General features: G+C 61.3%; 13 protein-coding genes and 1 pseudogene. 2 read left to right on the forward strand and 12 right to left on the reverse strand.

Annotation, left to right across the window (positions count from 1 at the left end):
* Position 1 precedes the first annotated feature (1 nt).
* From WI754_RS28845 to WI754_RS28870, 6 genes are all read right to left on the reverse strand, one after another.
* On the reverse strand, positions 2-2,044 hold the full coding sequence (locus WI754_RS28845; RefSeq protein WP_341486620.1) for a hydantoinase/oxoprolinase family protein: 2,043 nt from the start codon (positions 2,042-2,044) through the stop codon (positions 2-4).
* 87 nt (positions 2,045-2,131) lie between these two features.
* On the reverse strand, positions 2,132-2,596 hold the full coding sequence (locus WI754_RS28850) for a GNAT family N-acetyltransferase (RefSeq protein ID WP_341486454.1): 465 nt from the start codon (positions 2,594-2,596) through the stop codon (positions 2,132-2,134).
* Positions 2,596-2,949: a cupin domain-containing protein gene (locus tag WI754_RS28855; RefSeq protein ID WP_341486455.1), complete on the reverse strand. Its 354-nt coding sequence runs from the start codon at positions 2,947-2,949 to the stop codon at positions 2,596-2,598. The genes WI754_RS28850 and WI754_RS28855 overlap by 1 nt, the downstream gene beginning before the upstream one ends.
* Before the next feature lie 23 nt (positions 2,950-2,972).
* Positions 2,973-3,896, reverse strand: a complete 924-nt coding sequence (locus WI754_RS28860; RefSeq protein WP_341486456.1) for a glyoxylate/hydroxypyruvate reductase A — start codon at positions 3,894-3,896, stop codon at positions 2,973-2,975.
* A 54-nt stretch (positions 3,897-3,950) separates the two neighbouring features.
* On the reverse strand, positions 3,951-5,075 hold the full coding sequence (gene argE / locus WI754_RS28865; protein ID WP_341486621.1) for an acetylornithine deacetylase: 1,125 nt from the start codon (positions 5,073-5,075) through the stop codon (positions 3,951-3,953).
* Positions 5,076-5,085: 10 nt separating this feature from the next.
* Entirely contained in the window at positions 5,086-6,414 is a 1,329-nt protein-coding gene (locus WI754_RS28870; RefSeq protein ID WP_341486457.1) for an FAD-binding oxidoreductase, read from the reverse strand.
* 302 nt (positions 6,415-6,716) lie between these two features.
* Here WI754_RS28870 and WI754_RS28875 point away from each other — a divergent pair, with 302 nt between their 5' ends.
* Entirely contained in the window at positions 6,717-7,577 is an 861-nt protein-coding gene (locus WI754_RS28875; RefSeq protein ID WP_341486622.1) for a GNAT family N-acetyltransferase, read from the forward strand.
* A gap of 131 nt (positions 7,578-7,708) precedes the next feature.
* Here the strand turns inward: WI754_RS28875 and eat are convergent, their stop codons facing one another.
* The 6 genes and pseudogenes from eat to WI754_RS28905 all read right to left on the reverse strand — a co-directional run bounded on the left by eat (position 7,709) and on the right by WI754_RS28905 (position 13,722).
* A complete protein-coding gene (eat, locus tag WI754_RS28880; RefSeq protein ID WP_341486458.1) occupies positions 7,709-9,073 on the reverse strand; it encodes an ethanolamine permease in 1,365 nt (454 codons plus the stop codon).
* A gap of 26 nt (positions 9,074-9,099) precedes the next feature.
* Positions 9,100-9,849: an ethanolamine ammonia-lyase subunit EutC gene (gene eutC / locus WI754_RS28885; protein ID WP_341486459.1), complete on the reverse strand. Its 750-nt coding sequence runs from the start codon at positions 9,847-9,849 to the stop codon at positions 9,100-9,102.
* Positions 9,846-11,243, reverse strand: a complete 1,398-nt coding sequence (locus tag WI754_RS28890) for an ethanolamine ammonia-lyase subunit EutB (RefSeq protein ID WP_341486460.1) — start codon at positions 11,241-11,243, stop codon at positions 9,846-9,848. Before WI754_RS28890 ends, eutC begins: the two co-directional genes overlap by 4 nt.
* A gap of 185 nt (positions 11,244-11,428) precedes the next feature.
* Positions 11,429-11,647, reverse strand: a pseudogene (locus WI754_RS28895) (urea carboxylase); the annotation flags it as partial.
* A gap of 62 nt (positions 11,648-11,709) precedes the next feature.
* Positions 11,710-12,696 (reverse strand): substrate-binding domain-containing protein, encoded by a 987-nt coding sequence (locus WI754_RS28900; protein WP_341486461.1) that lies wholly within the window; start codon positions 12,694-12,696, stop codon positions 11,710-11,712.
* Between the two features lie 45 nt (positions 12,697-12,741).
* A complete protein-coding gene (locus tag WI754_RS28905; protein ID WP_341486462.1) occupies positions 12,742-13,722 on the reverse strand; it encodes an NAD(P)-dependent oxidoreductase in 981 nt (326 codons plus the stop codon).
* 193 nt (positions 13,723-13,915) lie between these two features.
* Between WI754_RS28905 and WI754_RS28910 the strand changes: the two genes are divergently transcribed.
* Positions 13,916-14,716 carry an ATP-binding cassette domain-containing protein gene (locus WI754_RS28910; RefSeq protein WP_341486463.1) on the forward strand — a complete coding sequence of 267 codons (801 nt, stop codon included), beginning with the start codon at positions 13,916-13,918 and terminating at the stop codon, positions 14,714-14,716.
* Positions 14,717-14,744 lie beyond the last annotated feature (28 nt).

The raw sequence follows: 14,744 nt of genomic DNA on the forward strand, positions 1-14,744 counted from the left end.
GTCAGAACTCCGACTTGATGATGACGAGATTGCCGAGGCGATCGACGCTGAGATCGAAGCCGGGCGGCACAACGGTGGTGGTGTCGTCCTGGGCGATGATCGCCGGGCCATAAATTTCATGGTTGGCGGCAAGATCGCTGCGGTGATAGACACCAGTGCGCCATGTCCGCCCGCCAAACCATGCCTCGACATAAAAGCGCGGCTCGGCGGGCGCGGTCGCAGGCTCGATCTCGTTTAGCGCCGGCTTGGGCGTGGCTCCGGAAATCACCAGCCGCAGGTTGACCATCTGCACGGTGGCCTTCTCGTCGGCATGTCCGTAGAGACGGGCATGCTCCTGGTGGAAGGCGCCGGCGATTGCCGCGGCGTCTGCGTCGCGCAACCAGGCGTCGTCGAGCGGCGTTTCGATCTCGTAGGACTGGCCGAGATAGCGCATGTCGGCGGACAGCTGGATCTCTCCCGCACCCGGATATCCCTGGCTTTTGAGCCAGCTTAGCGCCGATTTTTCCAGTTCTTCGAGAATGAGAACAAGGGCGGCGATCTCACGTCCATTGACCTCGCAATAAGTGGTGCGGATGAAATCATTCTTCAGGTCGGCGATCAGGCCGCCGAGCGCTGACACGACGCCGGGGGTTGGCGGCACCACGACGCCCTTCATGTCGAGGTCGCGCGCGAGGAAACAGGCGAGCATGGCGCCCGCGCCACCGAAAGCGAAGAGATGGAACTCGCGTGGATCGATCGCATAGCGGGAGACGAGCGCGCTCACTTCCGCATACATGCCGGAGACGGAGATATCGATGATGCTGCCTGCGACCGCCTCGACGCTGACTGCGAGCCTCTCCGCCAGCGGGGCGATGGCGGCCCTTGCGGCCATATGATCGACCGTCACGGCGCCGTAGCCAAGCGGCATATGGCCGATCAGGTTGGAAGCCGCCATGGCATCGGTGATGGTCGGCTTCGCGCCCCCGCGTCCATAACAGGCCGGCCCCGGTGTGGAGCCGGCACTTTCCGGGCCGACGTGAAGCAGTCCCAGCGCATCCACGCGTGCGACCGAGCCGCCGCCCTGGCCGACCGAACTGACCGAGACGGAAGGGACGTGGATCTGAAAGTCGCCGATCAGTTCGCCGACGCCATATTGCGCGGTTCCGTCGATGATGACGGCGACATCGGCGCTGGTTCCGCCGATGTCGAGGCTCATGATGCGGTCGAAGCCGCTATGTTTCGCCAGATAGCCGGCGCCGATCACGCCCGATGCAGTGCCGGAGAGGATCATCTGGACGCATTCCGCGCGCGCCTGGTCGATCCCCATCACGCCGCCATTGGTCTTGGTGATCAGCAGCGGGCAGGCGACGCCCTTGTCGCGCAGCACGGTCTCGAAACGGTCGAGATAATGGGCAACGCGCGGCTGCACATATCCGCTGATCACGGCGGTAATGGTGCGCTCATATTCGCGGATGATCGGCCAGGTCTCGGCGGAGGACACGACCGGCAGGCCGGGGGCCATACGCTCGATCATCGCCTTGACGGCGGTCTCGTTCTCAGGATTGCGGTAGGAATGCAGAAAGGCAATGACGATGCCCTTGCAGCCCGCCTCCAAGGCCGCGACGACGGCTTGGCCTACGTCCGCCTCGCTCGGAGGCGTGAGTACCTCACCCGTTGCCAGCATTCGTTCGGAAATGCCGAAAACGCGGTCGCGACTGATGAGCGGCTCGGGTCGCACCGAATAGAGATTGTGGATCTCGGGAATCTTGAGCCTTGCGATCTGCAGCACGTCCTCGAAGTTCCGGGTGGTGAAAAGCGCAATCTCGTGGCCGTTTCGCTGGATAACGGTGTTGACGCCAACTGTCGTACCATGGGTGAAGTAGGAGACTTCGGCAGGGTCGATGTCGTCGCGGACCCTCAGCGTGTCGAGGGCGGCGATGATCTCTTCGCCAGGTGCGTCCGGACGCGAAAAGACCTTCAGTGTCGTGAGCTTTCCCGCTCTTTCGTCCAGCACGGCAAAATCCGTGAAGGACCCGCCGACATCCACCCCGATCCGATAACCCATGGCTGCATCTCCTGTCTTGCAAGACGATGCTTGCACGGGCAGCCCGTCCGGCCCACCGAATTCTTGTTGGAAATCCATAACCAGGAGTTATGCCTCTTCCTCCGGCTTCGGCATGGTCATGTAATACTCCGGATGAGGAGCTCGCCGGTAGCCCGCGCGTTCATAGACCGCATGGGCATCCTTGGTAGAGAGCATCCAGCTCGACACGTCCTTCAGTTCCGGGTGGTTGCGGATCTCGACGGTGAGCCAGGAAGCAAGCCCCTGTCCGCGATGGGCGGGCAGGGTAAAGACATCGCGCAGGTATGCGAAGACGGCATGATCCGTCACCAATCGACCGAAGGCGGCGAGCGAGCCGTCCGGAGCGTAAACGCCGATCACGAGCGAGCCATCGAGGGCTCGTTGAAGCTGAGGCAATGTCAGGCTACGCGCCCAGTAGGATTCGCCCGCGAGGAAGCGATAGACCACGGCCGGATCGATCCGGCTGCGGTCAGTGCTCAGCGTGTAGCCCTTGTAGCAGGCTTCAAAAACGACTGGGTCGCTCGGCTTCAGCATCACATCACGGTCACGTAGATTTTGCGAACGGTCTCGATGGTCTTCCACACTCCGACGAAGCCTGGCTTCATCACGAAGCTGTCGCCGGCCTTGTAGGCGACCGGCTCCCCGCCTTCGGGGGTGATCTCCACCACGCCGGAGAGGATATGGCAGAACTCGAAGGTTTCGCCCTTGATGGAGCGGGTCTCGCCGGGGGTCGCTTCCCATACGCCCGTATGGATCATCTCACCACGCGCCACATCCTGCGCCCAGGTCTTGAAGGACGGATTTCCGGCAATGAGACGCTCGGGCAGGGGCACCGATTGGCGCGGGGCGGCGGAGGGATTGGTGTCGATGGTCTTGAGCAGGGACATGCTGTGCCTTTCCTGGTTGACTGTCAGTAGCCGCGCGCCCGATCGACCAGACCGATCGGATCGAGGCATTCGCGATGGCGCTTGATGTTGTCGATGACGGCGCGTGCCGCCGTGTCCGCCTGGGTGACGCTCGCAACGTGCGGGGTCAGAATGATCTTCGGATGCGACCAGAATGCATGCTCGGGCGGCAGCGGCTCCGGGTCGGTCACGTCGATCACGGCGCCGGACAGATGGCCCCGGTCGAGTGCGCCGACCAGCGCTTCATGATCAAGCTGGGGACCACGGCCGGTGTGGATGAGACTGGCGCCGACCGGCAGCGCGGCGAACAAATCTGAATTCAGGAAGCCGCGCGTTTCGTCGGTTAGCGGCAACAGGCAGACCAGAATATCGACCTTTTCCAGGAAGGATTTCAGACCATCCGGACCGCTGTAACAGTTTACGCCGTCGATTTCGCGCGCGCTGCGACTCCAACCGGACAAGCCAAAACCGAAGGGCTTGAGGCGCTCCAGCACTGCGCTGCCGAGGATACCCAGACCGAGAACGCCAACATTGCGCGCGGCGGCCTGCTTCTGAGGAATGCCGCGCCATTCGTGCTTCCTCTGTTGATCGAAATAGGTGTGCAGGTTGCGGTGGAGCGCAAGCACGGCCAGCGTCACATATTCGTACATCATGCGGATGATGCCATCTTCGACCATCCGGACCAGCTTGACCGTTTCCGGCAACCGGTCGATCCTGAACTGGTCGACGCCAGCACCAATCGAAAAGACGATTTCCAGATTGGAATATCGGTCAAGGTCGTCGGGTGCTGTCCAGGTGACAAGGTAGCGCACGTCCTGCGGATCGACCGTCGCTGCATCCGTGGAAAAGGCGAGGTCAGGAAGCTCGACGGCAAAGGCTTCCCGGAAGACGCGGCCACGTTCGGCGTCGGAGTTGAAGAGCAACGTCATCGGCAGGCCCCTGCTGTCACTGTATTCGTCTTGCACATGCGCGTCCGCCTTCCCTCAAACCGCGAGCCTGTCGCCCAGAGCTTCAATCATGGCCTGGCAGGCCATCAGTTCATCGACGAGGATGAACTCGTCCGATCGGTGCGCACGCGCGATGTCGCCGGGGCCGCAGATGATCGCATCGATCCCGGCGGCCTGATAAAGGCCGGCCTCTGTGCCGTAGCTGACGGCGGCAAGCGGCTCCTGGCCCGTCAGTTTCGCAAGCAGTTTCGCAAGCGGCGCCTCTGCCGGCAGCGACAATGCGGGATAGTCGCTCATGGGTTCCCAGTTCACGTCGAGCCCATGGGACCGCAGGCTCTCGGCCTTTGCCTTGACCGACGCCAGCAGTCCGGACGGAGAAACGCCGGAAATCGCTCGCGCTTCGAATTCGGCGATGCAGAGATCGGGGATGATGTTGACTGCCTGACCGCCCTTGATCGTGCCGACCTGCAGGGAGGAATAGGCAGGTTCGAAAGCTGCGTCGAAGGAGCCGCGGGCCAGCCGCTCGGCGCTCGCCACAGCCTCTGCCAGCACATCCGCCATGGCGTGGATGGCGTTCAATCCCTGGTCGGGCCGCGAGGAATGGCCGGCGCGGCCACGGATTTCGACGCGCGCAGCCGCCTTGCCCTTGTGCGCGCGGATCGCGCGCAGGTTGCTCGGTTCGCCGATGATCGCGCCTTCGGGCCTGGCACAGAGTTCCGGGAGATGTTTGATCATGTGTGGTACGCCCCGGCAGCCTGCCTCCTCGTCATAGGAAAAGGCAAGGTGAATTGGGCGGGCGAGAGGTCTGGCCGCGAGTGCCGGCAAGGCGGCGAGCGCTGCTGCCAGAAAACCCTTCATATCCGACGTACCGCGACCAAAGAGGCGTCCAGCCTCTGCCCGCAGCGTAAAGGGGTCCGACGACCAGGCCGGCTCGTTGGCCGCGACGACATCCATGTGACCCGAAAGAATGTAACCGGGAACATCGACTGGGCCGATAGTTGCAAAAAGGTTCGAACGGTCGCCTTCCGGCCCGGGAAGGATCGTGATCCTTGCGCCACAGCTTTCGACATAGGCGCGGATCCATTCGACGATAGCGTCATTGGGCGACCCGACGACGGAGGGAAAGGCGACCAGGTGCTCCAGAATTTCAACGGCTTGCATCATGACAACCTCACAGCATGCCCGGCTTGCCGAGATCGGTCCCGTCGATCATCCGCTCGTAGCGATAGGGTTTCGGATCGACGCAGGGCCTGTCGCCACGGATGAGATCGGCGGCAAGCTGGCCGGCTGCCGGACCGATGCCGAAGCCATGACCGCTGAAGCCCGATGCGATGTAGAGACCGGGCTGTGAAGCGACGGGCGAGATGACAGGAATGGCGTCCGGGGTCGAATCCACCATGCCGCCCCAGCTTTGCGCAGGCCGAATGCCGGCGAGTGCCGGGTAGATTTCCGTCAAGCGCCGGATTCCCTTTTCCACGAGATGCGCGTCGGGCCGGGGATCGAGGATGCGGGTCCGCTCGAAAGGGGAAACGCTGTCGGCCCTCCAGCGCGAAATGCTCTCGGGGCCCTCGAGGAACTGCCGGCCGATGCCGAAGGTAAGCCCCTTGCGCCGCGTCTGGAATGTCCGCCAGAACGATTTTGCCTGCATCAGCCCCCAGGGGCTGATCTGCAATTGTCCCCGACCGCTCAGGCCGACGGTATATCCGCCGTCGAGGCGACGACGCACCGTCACGTCCTCCATGGCGACCCCGCCCTCGGTCACGGCGGCGGCAGGCGTCGTATAGAAGGACGTCGACTTGACGGATGCCTGCAGGAATTTGTGTCCGTGATGGCGCAGGAACATGCCGCTCCAGGCGCCGCCTGCAATAAGGAGTGCGCAGCAGCGGATGAGGCCCCGTTCGGTGACGACGCCAGAGATCTTGCCGCCGCTCGTCTCGAAGGCGCGCGCCGCACAGTTCTGGACGATCACGGCGCCGGCGCGCTGCGCCGCCCTGGCAAGCGCTGGTGCCGCCAGCGCGGGCTCTGCACGGCCGTCGGTTGGAGAATAAACGCCGCCGAGCCAGGTCCTGCTGTTGCCGGGCAAGCGCGCGGCCGCCTCGCTGTCTGTCAGCATGTGCGTATCGACGCCGAATTCACGTGCGATCTTGCCCCAGTTCTCCCAAGTCTCGATGTCGGCTTGCTTGGTGGAGGCGTAGACAAGGCCGCTTTGGCGAAAGCCGGTTTCTTCGCCGGTCTCCTCGTTCAGGGTCGACCAGATGCGGATCGCGAGCTGGGCAAGCGGCAGCTCGCGCGGATCACGGTTCTGCTGACGGCACCAGCCCCAGTTTCGGCTCGATTGCTCGCCTGCAACAACACCCTTTTCGACCACAACCACCGACATGCCGCGTTTCGCAAGCTGCCAGGCCGTTGCGATGCCAGCCATGCCGCCGCCCAGGATGACCACGTCGGCTTCCAGGGGAAACTTGTCTGCACTGGCGACGGGACGAACGGGAGGGGACATCTTGTAGACTTCTTTGCTGAGCTTTTGAACAGACCCGAACTGTCACGAGACGGGTCGGCCTCCTTTTGAAGCTTAGAGACACTCCGCCGGATTGCGTGCCGAATGCGGCTCGGTTTTAGCGGATTGTTGCGAGCAGCGAGCCTTCTGGAGCGGATTGTATCGGCCGCTCCGGCTTAAATTCTATTCGCAAACAACTCCGGCGCTTTGTACGGTTGCCTGGATTAATTGCGTTTGAAGATGCAGTCGGGAGGCTCAAGGTGGAAAAAGCGGCGTCAGAATCCTTGGTCGTCGATACCGTGCAGATGAAGATTGGCGACATCGCCGACGCAGAACTTGATCAGCTGCATGCCCTGTCCATCGCCGTCGGTTGGCCGCACCGCGCGGAGGATTGGCAATTCCTGCGCCGCGTCGGTAAGGGTATCGTGGCTCAGGATGGTATCGGCCGCGTCTTGGGTTCTGCCATGTGGTTTGCCAATGGCGATAATTTTGCAACGATTGGAATGTTGATCACATCGCCACGCCTGCAGGCCAACGGGACCGGGCAGTGGCTGATGCGACATGCCTTGAGCGAACTGGAAGGCTACAAACTGGGCCTTAGCGCGACGCGCGCTGCGTACCGCCTCTATCTTTCATTGGGTTTTGAGGCGGAAAAAATCGTCTACCAGTGTCAGGGTGAAGCCATCGAACCTGATGCTACCGCTGCAGCGCCGGGAGCAGCGGGCGTGCGAGCCGTCGGTCCTGATGATCTCGTGCCAGTGGCAAAGCTCGACCGCCACGCCTATGGGGCCGATCGCATGCCGCTTCTCGCTGAATTGATGGAACACTCCAGGGGTGTTGGCCTGTTCCGCGAGGGCGAACTCAAGGCGTTCGCGCTGTGCAGGGCCTTCGGCCGGGGTCATGTTATTGGCCCGGTGGTCGCCAGCAGCGATCGGGACGCGATTGCGGTTACCCGCCGATTTGTTGCCGAGCACGCAGGCCGTTTTCTTCGTCTTGATACGCGCCAGAAAGAGGGAAGCTTCGCGGAGTTTCTTTCGCGGTGCGGCATGCCCGTCTTTGATACTGTAACGACAATGTCGCTCGGGCAGCGCTGGATTCCTCAGGATAGCGCGGTCCCAGAGGATCGTCCGCGGATTTACGCGCTGGCGAGCCAAGCCCTGGGCTGAGACCCGGATGCCGCATGAAAATGGCCGTATCGTTTCCGGTGCGGCCATTTTCACTGATTTACGAGACTTCTCACACAACCTCGAAACGGTGGGGCCTGCCACCAGTTATCCCCCCGGGCGTGAGAGCCTCGTCAGGCTGACGCTACAGCTTCCTTGGCAACGCCGCCCGAAAACAGGTGCCAGATACCGAAAGCCACCACGCCCATGGAGAGGAAGATCACGAAAATCAGGAAGTTGTAGTAGATCATCGCGGCGAGCGCGACGAGAGCCAGTCCGAGTGCAATGGCTGGCACAACAGGATAGCCCCATGCCTTGAATGGACGGGCAAGCCCCGGCTCGGCACGGCGAAGCTTGAACAGCGATGCCATGGAGACGATGTACATGATGATCGCGCCGAAGACCGACATGGTGACAATATTGGCCGTGAGCGGCAATCCGCCGATCTGGATGAGGCTGTCGGAAAAGATGGCGGCTATGCCGACCGCGCCGCCGGCAAGAACGGCGAGATAGGGTGTGCGGAACTTCGGATGGATCTTTGCCAGGACTTCCGGCAGATAGCCGGCACGGCCCAGTGCGAAAATTTGCCGTGAATAACCCATGATGATGCCATGGAAGGACGCGATCAGGCCGAACAGGCCAATCCAGACCAGCATATGCAACCAACCGGAGCTTTCGCCGACGACCGCCTTCATTGCCTGCGGCAGCGGATCGTTGATATTGGACAGCGTGCGCCAGTCGCCCACGCCGCCGGCAAAGATCATCGTCCCGAAGGCAAGAAACACCAGGGTAAGGATGCCGGCAATATAGGCAATCGGCACAGTGCGGGTCGGGTTCTTGGTCTCCTCAGCCGCCATGGCTGCGCCTTCGATTGCCAGGAAAAACCAGATGGCGAAGGGAATGGCTGCGAAGATCCCGCCGATAGCACCGATCGAGAACTCTGATGAACCAGCCCAGCCATTGGCAGCGAAATTGGCAAAGGAGAAGCCCGGAGTGACGACGCCCATGAAGATCAAAAGTTCGGCAATCGCCAGAATGGTGATGAAGAGTTCGAACGTCGCTGCGATGGTAACGCCGACGATATTGAGCGCCATGAAGACGATATAGGCGCCGACGGCCGCCAGCTTCGGGTCAAGCCCGGGAAACTGCACATTGAGATAGGCGCCGATGGCAAGCGCGATGGCCGGAGGTGCGAAGACGAACTCCACCAGAGTGGCAAAGCCGGCGACAAACCCGCCGAGTGGGCCAAATGCCCTGAGCGCATAGGCAAACGGCCCGCCGGCATGTGGAATGGCGGTCGTCAACTCGGTAAACGAGAAGATGAACGTGGTGTACATGACGGCGATCAGGATCGTGGTGATCAGGAAGCCGAGCGTGCCGGCGGCGGCCCAGCCATAGCTCCAGCCGAAATACTCCCCTGATATGACGAGGCCGACGGCTAGTCCCCATAGATGCAGCCCGGTCAGGCTTTTGGCGAGCGTGGGTCCGGAATCGGACATGATTGTTCCCCTTTTTTTGAATGGAATTATGGTTTTGAGTATGACAGCGCTTCTGTGGCGCCTTGAGCATTTTCCTTGAGATCCACGCCGGTCAGTTGCAGGCGAAGTGCCTCCCGCACAATCCAGACGATCTTGTCCGCGGCGGTTTCATAGCTCAGCCCGTCGGCATGGATATTCGAAATGCAGTTGCGTTCGCTATCACGCCGCCCTGCTTGCGGACGGAACGTAATATACGCGCCAAGGCTATCCGGCACGCTGAGCCCCGGCCGCTCGCCGATCATCACGATGGCGATTTCTGCGCCGAGGGCTGCTGCTGCCTCATCGCCAAAGGCCACCCGCGCCTGCTCGCCCAGTATGACCGGGGCAATCCGGAACCCTCCGAGACGCTTCATGCAGGCCTTGAACAGTGGAGCCGCGTGCCGCTCGACCGCGGCGGCCGAAAGACCATCGGCAATAATGAACGCGATGTCATGGCGCTCGCTTGTCTCCGGAAGATCTGCAGTATCAGCTTGGCGACCCAGGTCCGGACGGGCCAGATAGACCGTGCGATCTTTGGCGCGCGATCGAACCCGAATGGTGGGTATGGGGGCGAGCTCATTGGCAAGAGCCGTAAAATCCACCTGCCCGTGCACGGCATCCCGCGCCCGGGCATGCGCCAGCTGGAAATCGAGAATCGCCCTGGTCGGTATGGCATCGCCGGACCTGCCAAGTCCGATGCGCGCTCTCGTAACGTCGCGAAAACGCGCAAACGGGTCGAGTTCAATTGCCTTTGTCATGCCGACGCCTTGTAATCCAGGAGGTTGCGGGAAAAGGCGCCGCTGGATCCCGCCGGTGCCAGCCGGCCCTTCCGGTCCAGCATGCCCATACGCTCGAGCCAGGCTTCAAACTCCGGCGCTGGCGGACGGGAAAACTGGTGCCGCAGGCCAACGATATCGTGATAGGACAGGGTCTGGTAATTGAGCATGACGTCATCAGCACCGGGGACGGCGATCAGGAAATTGACGCCTGCGACGGTGAGCAGCACCATCAGATTGTCCATGTCGTCCTGATCGGCTTCGGCATGGTTGGTGTAGCAGACGTCAACCCCCATCGGCACGCCGAGAAGCTTGCCGCAAAGATGATCCTCGAGGCCTGCCCTGATGATCTGCTTGGCGTCATAGAGATATTCCGGCCCGATAAAGCCGACCACCGTATTGACGAGCAACGGCTTGAATTCGCGCGCGACGGCATAGGCACGGGCTTCGATCGTCTGCTCATCGACGCCGTGATGGGCATCGGCCGACAGCGCGCTGCCCTGGCCGGTTTCCAGATACATCACATTGTTGCCGACGGTGCCGCGCTTCATCGAAAGCGCAGCCTCCTGGCCTTCCCTGAGAACGGCGAGATCGACGCCGAACCCCCCGTTGGCAGCTTCAGTGCCGGCAATCGACTGGAAAACCAGATCGAGCGGCGCACCCGCCTCGATTGCCTTGATGGAGGTCGTGACATGGGTCAACACGCAAGATTGGGTGGGTATCTCGAACCGTTCACGCAGCCTCTCGAAGAGAACCATCAATCGGGTGCAGGCATCGAGATTGTCGGTGGCCGGATTTATGCCGATAACCGCATCGCCGACACCGAAGAGAAGCCCGTCCAGCGTCGAGCCGGCCACGCCTTCCGGATCGTCGGTCGGATGATTGGGCTGGAGACGGCTCGAAAGTCTGCCGGGCAGGCCGATGGTTGAGCGGAAAGCGGTGATCACGCTGCATTTGCCGGCAACGATGATCAGATCGTGATTGCGCATGATCTTGGAGACTGCCGCGACCATTTCCGGGGTGAGGCCCGGCGCAAGCGCGGCCAGCCTTTCGGTCGTCGCTTCATAGGAAAGAAGCCAGTCGCGAAACTCGCCGACCGTCATGTGCGAAACTGGCGCGAACGCAGCCAGGTTGTGGCGGTCGACAATCAACCGGCTGACCTCGTCGGCTTCATAGGGTATGAGAAGGTCATTCAGGAATGTCTTGAGCGGCATATCCGCCAGCAGGTAGCGAGCCGCCACCCGCCGTTCATTGCTTGATGCCGCGATCCCCGCAAGCACATCGCCCGACTTCAGCGGCGAGGCGCAGGCCATTACCGATTTCAGATCCTGAAAAACATGGCGCTGACGCCCCAGAACTATCGTGTATGCTGTCATTTGCTCCTGGCTATCAATCAATCCATGTTTTTGCCGAAGAAATAGGCTGGTCCCACCTATTCATCGCGAGGACTAGCGTTTTTCATGCCGATGCAAGTCGGCGCGTGCCCTTGACAGGGAATACGCAAATTCCGTGCCATTTTATGTGCGCTGCACAAAAGAGGTGTTTTTGCCCGATGCCAGATGTCGGCCGTTGTCGTCAGCTTGACGTGACCTTCATTGGATATGATCGCAGTGCCGGGGCCGACATGGGTGGCAGCCAGTTCCCGCATCCTGTCTTGGTTTGAACGGCGCTCGGAAAAATTGTCAGCGCGGCACAGTGTCGATGGCCGTTGGCCGTCGCTGGCCTCTGTCCGGATCGTCTGCCCTTTACACACGATGCCCGACCATGGCGCCTCGGCCGGGGTGCAAGATCGTGTCATGGCAGTTCGGGGCGCCCATGGGCTGGGCGCCCCGAACGGCTGGATTACTTCTGGATGCAGGTATCGACTGTATCCTTGGTGCATTCATCAAGGCCTGTAAACACCGGATCTTCAACCGGCTTTCCGGCGATGAGGTCCATCATCACCGACGGCGCCTTGTAGCCCATTTCGAATGGGCGTTGGCCGACGAGTGCCGTCACCAGGCCTTCACGCGCGATCGCCACCTCATCGCCGATCGTGTCGGCAGCGCCAATGACGAACTCGTTGCTGGCGATCTTCTCGGCCATGGGCTTGAACAGATCGCGATACGGCTGTGGTGCGCCGAACAACGGCCAGCCGCCCATGATGCCGAAGGCGGCGAGATCGGGATTGGCGGCAAGAATGTCGGTCATCGCCTGGACGCCCTGCGCTCCGTTGTCGTTGGTGAAAACCGGGCAGCCGGCGACTTCTGTCCAGCCGCCTTCGCCCTTCAGTTCTGCCAGCCCCTTCTGTCCGGTCAGCGTATCACGCATGCCCTGGGCGCGGCGCAGGATGTTGTCGGCGCCTGGATTGCCTTCGATCGTGCAAATCTTGCCACCATTCGGCTTGGCCTTCTTGATGTAGTCACCAATGCGCGCGCCCATGAGGTAGTTGTCGGTACCGAGGTAGGTCTTGCGCAACGCAGAGTCTTCGGCGGCAAGGTCCGCATCCAGCGTCATCACCGGAACCGTCGGATTGGCGGTCTTCAGCGTCTGGGCGATCAGCTTGGCGTTGGACGGCGAGATGGCGATCGCCGCAGTGTCGGCCTTGCCGAGCATGTCCTGGACGATCTGCGCTTCGCCGGCCTCATCGGAGGTCGATGCGGGGCCGGTGTAGAAGCATTCATATTCAGAGTCCGGGTTTTCCTTGTTCCACTTCTGGCAACCTTGATTGATCGCCTCGAAGAACGGGTTGTCGAGGCCTTTCACGACGATGACAAGCTGCTTCTTGGCCAAAGCCTCTCCCGCGCCGAGAGCCAAAACCGCGACGCCAAGCAATAATATCTTCCTCATAGGTTCCTCCCGTTAAACAGACGGACACGGCGTGTCCGCCACACATCAACCCGGATACCAGACGATGCGAGGGTCATTCTGTGAGCGCTCGTATTTCCATGCCGAGTCGATAAGCAATTCCAGATCGTAGTCGGGCCGCCAGTTCAGCAGGTACTTGGCCTTGCTGTTATCCATCCAGTTCGAGTGGAACTGGCTCGGCATGTCGACGGAATCGAGACCGCGCGTGCGGCCGAGGTAGCTGGCGACTTCGCCATAGTCGACCGGCCGATCCATGCAGATGTTGAAGAGCTGCCGCTTCGTGCGCGGATTGTCGATCGCGGCCAATATGGCGCTGACGAGATCATCGACATGCACGAAGTTGCGCTTCAGCGGCTGCCCATCGGCGTCGCGCAGGAGCGGCACTGTGCCCTTTCTGGCATAGCGCTTCGCGTCGGCCTCCGGAACGAGCGTTTTCCAGTCTGGCCCGCCGAACACCTCGTCGCCGAAAGACAGCGTAAACTTGAAGTCATCCTTTTCCATGATCCATGGCGCACGCAGGCAGCAACCATTGAGGTCATACTGAATGCCGAACTGCTCCAGCATCACCTCTTCCAGGACCTTGGACAGGGCGTAGCTTCCCGGATAGGCGCTATGGGGCACGCTCTCCGTGATCGGACCGTCATGGCGATAGTAGAAATGACCGATTCCTGCATCGCCGCCAATGAGGATGAACTGGCGCGCAGTGGCGCTGATCCGGAACGCCTCAAGGAGCCAGAAGAGACCCTTGACGGTGACGTCCATGACATCGGCAGGCGTTTCCTTGCAAGTGGCGAGATGAACGACATGGGTAACACCGGCAAGTGCCGCGGTCGCGACATCCCGATCGGCGATCGAACCGCGCATCACTTCAATCCGGTCGGTCTCATCGCACAACCGGTTATGACAAAGGGCACGTATGCGCGCATTCGAAAATCGCGGATCGTCAAGCAGCCCAGCAATGAAGTGCCGCCCGACCTTGCCCGTGGCACCGGTAACAAGGATAAGCATGCTCTCCTCCCAGAAAACAGCTAATATCCGTGCGCAACGCACGTCAATGGATATTTATACTACAAATGAGATATAATGAGATATAGTTGGATCCATAGTACAATTGATTGACGCTGCCGCGGGTTTTTGCGTAAATGCATGGCATCGCTTCTCCCGTTGAGGAAATCGGGGAGGCGACGCGCGACGGCTCCGCGTGCAGGGATCACGGTTCGAGACGGTCACGCGCCGGCGAGCCTGGGAGGCTAGAAGGCTGGTGGCAGTTCTCGAACTCACCAACATCTCCAAACATTTCGGGGCCATCCAGGCTGTCAATGATGTTTCGTTTGTCCTTGAGGCGGGGCAGGTCGTCGGCCTCATGGGCGACAATGGTGCCGGCAAATCTACCTTGGTCAAGATGATCGCCGGCAACTTTCGGCCGAGCCACGGAACCATGCACATGGACGGCCAGGAGCTCGCCCTTCACCGCCCGGTGGAAGCGCGCCAGCATGGCATCGAGATCGTTCACCAGGATCTTGCGCTGTGCAATAATCTGACAGCGGCCGCCAACGTGTTTCTCGGGCGCGAGTTGCGCCGCGGCGTTGGGCCCCTGAAGGTGCTGGACTACAAGGCAATGTACCGGCGCGCCGGCGAGATCTTCAAGGAATTGAAGTCGGAGACGCGCCCGCGCGACCTCGTCAAGCAGATGTCGGGCGGCCAGCGGCAGGCGGTCGCGATCGCCCGCACCATGCTCTCCGAGGCGAAAATCGTGCTCATGGATGAGCCGACTGCGGCCATCTCGGTGCGGCAGGTGGCGGAAGTGCTCAACCTGATCCGCCACTTGCGTGACCGGGGCATCGCCGTGGTGCTGATCAGTCACCGCATGCCGGACGTCTTTTCGGTTGCCGACCGGGTCATCGTGATGCGGCGCGGCAGAAAGGTGGCCGACAAGCCGATTGCGGCGAGTTCGCCCGAGGAAGTGACGGGGCTCATTACGGGCGCGATCGAACAGGTGTGACAAAAGCAGCCTACCCGTATCGGATGGA

Source organism: Pararhizobium sp. A13 (assembly GCF_040126305.1).
Taxonomy (GTDB): Bacteria; Pseudomonadota; Alphaproteobacteria; order Rhizobiales; family Rhizobiaceae; genus Pararhizobium.